This window comes from Leisingera sp., assembly GCF_034669605.1.
In the GTDB taxonomy this organism is placed as follows: Bacteria; Pseudomonadota; Alphaproteobacteria; order Rhodobacterales; family Rhodobacteraceae; genus Leisingera.
Genome location: NZ_JAXMOX010000317.1, coordinates 1 through 3,439 on the forward strand (window position 1 = coordinate 1; position 3,439 = coordinate 3,439).

At 64.5% G+C, this 3,439-nt stretch carries 5 protein-coding genes; 2 read left to right on the plus strand and 3 right to left on the minus strand.

From position 1 onward, the window contains the following. The 3 genes from VOI29_RS23455 to VOI29_RS23465 form a co-directional block, all read right to left on the minus strand. A partial coding sequence (locus VOI29_RS23455; protein WP_323784176.1) for a fructose-bisphosphatase class II occupies positions 1-405 on the minus strand: 405 nt, incomplete at its 3' end. A 157-nt stretch (positions 406-562) separates the two neighbouring features. Beyond that, positions 563-1,849 carry a homoserine dehydrogenase gene (locus tag VOI29_RS23460; protein WP_323784178.1) on the minus strand — a complete coding sequence of 429 codons (1,287 nt, stop codon included), beginning with the start codon at positions 1,847-1,849 and terminating at the stop codon, positions 563-565. A 115-nt stretch (positions 1,850-1,964) separates the two neighbouring features. Further along, positions 1,965-2,219 (minus strand): hypothetical protein, encoded by a 255-nt coding sequence (locus VOI29_RS23465; RefSeq protein WP_323784180.1) that lies wholly within the window; start codon positions 2,217-2,219, stop codon positions 1,965-1,967. 177 nt (positions 2,220-2,396) lie between these two features. On the opposite strand from VOI29_RS23465, the gene VOI29_RS23470 reads away from it, so the two are divergent. Both VOI29_RS23470 and VOI29_RS23475 read left to right on the plus strand, forming a co-directional pair. Continuing rightward, entirely contained in the window at positions 2,397-2,984 is a 588-nt protein-coding gene (locus VOI29_RS23470) for a TetR/AcrR family transcriptional regulator (protein WP_323784182.1), read from the plus strand. Beyond that, the coding region (locus VOI29_RS23475) for a GNAT family N-acetyltransferase (RefSeq protein WP_323784183.1) at positions 2,981-3,439 on the plus strand (459 nt) is incomplete at its 3' end. The genes VOI29_RS23470 and VOI29_RS23475, both read left to right, overlap by 4 nt.

Genomic DNA, 3,439 nt, shown 5'->3' on the forward strand with positions numbered 1-3,439 from the left:
GATTGCCAGCTTGTCCATATAGGTGTCCGGTGCGTGCAGCATCGAGCCGCGCGGGCCCATGGCGATCACGGTCAGCGCATTCGGCATGTCCTTGGCGGTCAGCGTGGTGCCTTCCAGCGGGTCCAGGGCGATGTCGACGCCGGGGCCGTTACCGGTGCCGACTTCTTCGCCGATGTACAGCATCGGCGCCTCGTCTCGCTCGCCTTCTCCGATCACCACCACGCCGGCGATGTCCAGCAGGTTCAGTTGCTCGCGCATGGCATTCACGGCGGCCTGGTCGGCAGCTTTCTCGTCGCCGCGGCCGATCAGCGAGGCAGAGGCCAGCGCGGCCTGTTCGGCAACGCGGGCCAGGCCCAGCGACAGCATACGGTCATGAAAAGGCGCGTCAGAGGTGTTCGATGTCATACCGGAAATCCTGTCTCAACGGGTCAGATGTGAATTGGGCGTTTTAAAGCCGAATAGCGCGGGGCAGGGCAGGCTCGCAAGAGGCGATAGCGTTCACCGCGGCAGGAAATTCAGGCCGCAGTGATCAAATCCGCCGATTCTCGGCGTATTGGGCAGTTCAGACCTCTTCAATGCGCAGCGCAACCGGCGTGCCGTCGACCACATCGGTGGCAGCGAGGCGGTCCAGTGCCGCATCCAGCGCAGCGCGGGTGCATTTATGGGTGACGATCAGCACCGGGGCCGTTGGTTCGGAATGGCCGTACTGCCGCATCCGGTCGATGGAAACGCCGGCATCGCCCAGCACTGCGGCAATTTTGGCCAGCGCGCCGGGTTTGTCCAGCAGCCCCATCCGCAGATAGAACGGCGCGGGCAGGCCGGTCTGGGCTGCCGGTACTTCCTGCAGCGTTTCGGCGGGCTGGCCGAAGGTGGCAATCCGCAGGCCGCGGGCCAGGTCCAGGACATCGCCCATCACCGCGCTGGCAGTCGGGCCTTCGCCGGCGCCGGGGCCGCGCAGCACAACCTGTTCGATGGAATCGCCCTCGATCACCACCATGTTGGTGCCGCCTTCCAGCTGGCCCAAAGGAGAATTGACAGGCACCAGGCAAGGCGACATGCGCTGTTCGAGCCCGCGGGCGGTGCGTTGCGCCACACCCAGCAGCTTGATGCGGTAGCCCATATCAGCGGCTGCTTTGATGTCTGCCAGCTGGATCCGCTGGATGCCTTCCAGCTGCACGTCCTCAAACGCCGGCCTGGTGCCAAAGGCGATGGAGGCCAGCAGCGCCAGCTTGTGGCCGGCGTCAATGCCGCCCACGTCCAGGTTCGGGTCGGCTTCCAGATAGCCCAGGCGGCCGCATTCCTCGAACAGGGCGTTATATCCCTGGCCGGTGGCCTGCATCTGAGTGAGGATAAAGTTGCAGGTACCGTTCATCACCCCCATGACGCGGGTAATTTCATTGCCGGCCAAGCCTTCGGTCAGCGATTTGATTACCGGGATGCCGCCGGCCACAGCTGCCTCGAACCGGATCACCCGGCCTGAGCGCTCGGCCTGTTCGGCCAGTGCCTGGCCGTGGATGGCCAGCAGCGCCTTGTTGGCGGTGACCACATCCTTGCCAGCAGCGAGCGCGGCTTCGGTTGCGGCTTTGGCAGCGCCTTCATGGCCGCCCATCAGTTCGACAAACACATCCACGTCGTCGCGCACGGCCAGCGCCACCGGATCGGTTTCCCAAGCGTAGTCTGTCAGCGAGACACCACGGTCCTTGCCGGCATCGCGTGCGGAGACCGCCGAGATCACAACCGGCCGCCCGGTCCGCGCCTCCAGCAGCGCAGCGTGGCGGCGGATGATTTTTACCACGCCGATGCCAACCGTGCCCAAACCTGCAATCCCAAGACGAAGCGGTTCTGTCATAGCTGGAGGTCCTTTGTTCCGAAATGCTCAGCCCCGCCTTAGCCGGTTCGGCGCGGGCGTGCAACGCCGCTCCTGCCTGCCTGCGGCACATGCGGATGGGAAAGCCGGGAACAGCCTAGAATTCGGCGTTTTTCACCGCCTCGGCGCGGCGTTTCAGCCCGGCACTGCGGGCGTCAAGTTCATCTTGCAGATCTGCACTGGCCTGCTGCGGCGGGCCGAGCGGTTCCAATGCGTCATCCAGCGGCAGCAGTTCCGGATAGCCCGCGCCGCGCAAGTCCGGGGTCAACCGGTCCTCCAGTTCGGGCACGCGGGTGCAGGCGGCGGCCGCCGCTAAAGCCAGAAGAATTGCGATCCGTGCCCAAACCTGCATCGAGGAAGCCCCTGTCTATTACCCCGCCGGTTTTAGGAGGTCCGGCGCGGCGGCACAATTGATTTCCCGCAGGCGGGGCGGGGGATTGGCATGGCGCGGCCATGCGGGTAAAGGGCTGGCTGGCCTTCGGTCATTCTCACTCTTTTATCTGAACGTTTGTTCAGTTACGGTCAGCGCATGGCACGTACGCAAGGTTCCCATTCTGGTATTACCGGCCCCAAGATCCGCGAGACCGCTTTGCGGCTGTTTGCGCAGCAAGGCTATGCTGCGGTTTCCATGCGCCAGATCGCCAAGGATGTGGGGGTTCAGGCGGGGGCGCTGTATAACTACACGCCGGACAAGCAAAGCCTGCTGTTCAGCCTGATGAAAGGCCATATGGCGGAGTTGCTGGCCGCCTGGGATGCGGTGCCGCCGGCTGCGGGCGCGATGGAGCGGCTGCGGACCTTCACCGGCTTTCACATCCGGTTTCACCAGGAGCGCCCGGATGCGGTGTTTATCGCCTATATGGAGCTGCGCAACCTGACCGCAGAGAATTTCGCCGTCATCGAAACGTTGCGCCGGGACTATGAGAACGGCGTGGAAGGGATCCTGAAGGAGGGGGTGGAGCAGGGCGTGTTCCGCATTTCCGATACCAAGATTGCAACGCTGGCGGTGATTGCCATGCTGAACGGGGTCAACACCTGGTACCGCTCCGAGGGGCGGCTGTCGCTGGATGAGGTGGAGCGGGTCTATTGGGACATGGTGCAGAAGGCGGTCAGCGCATGAGCCTGCTGGATCTGCAGACCAGCCGCCTGAGTGCTGCACGCTGGCAGGAGCTGACCGAGGCGGAGCTGGCGGATCTGTTTGCCCCGAAGGTGGTGCAATGGCTGCCGGAAGGGTTCCAGACGCAGGACAGCGATCAGGCCCGGCGGGATTTTCTGGCGGCTGTGGCGCAGCAGGCTGAAGTGATCGGCTTGCGCGGTGCTACGGGGCAGGGCATCGGGCTGATGATCCTGTCTGATCCGGAGGACGGCAGCAAAACCCGCAATCTGGGCTATCTGTTTGCCGAAGCCGCCTGGGGGCAGGGCCTGGCGAGCGAGCTGATCAGCGGCCTGCAGGCGCATTTCCGCGGCAGCGGCGTCACACTGTCCGGTGGTGTCATGCAGCAGAACGCCGCCTCGGCCCGGGTTCTGGAAAAGGCGGGCTTCACGCCGGCGCCAGCGGACAGCGAAACCGTTTAC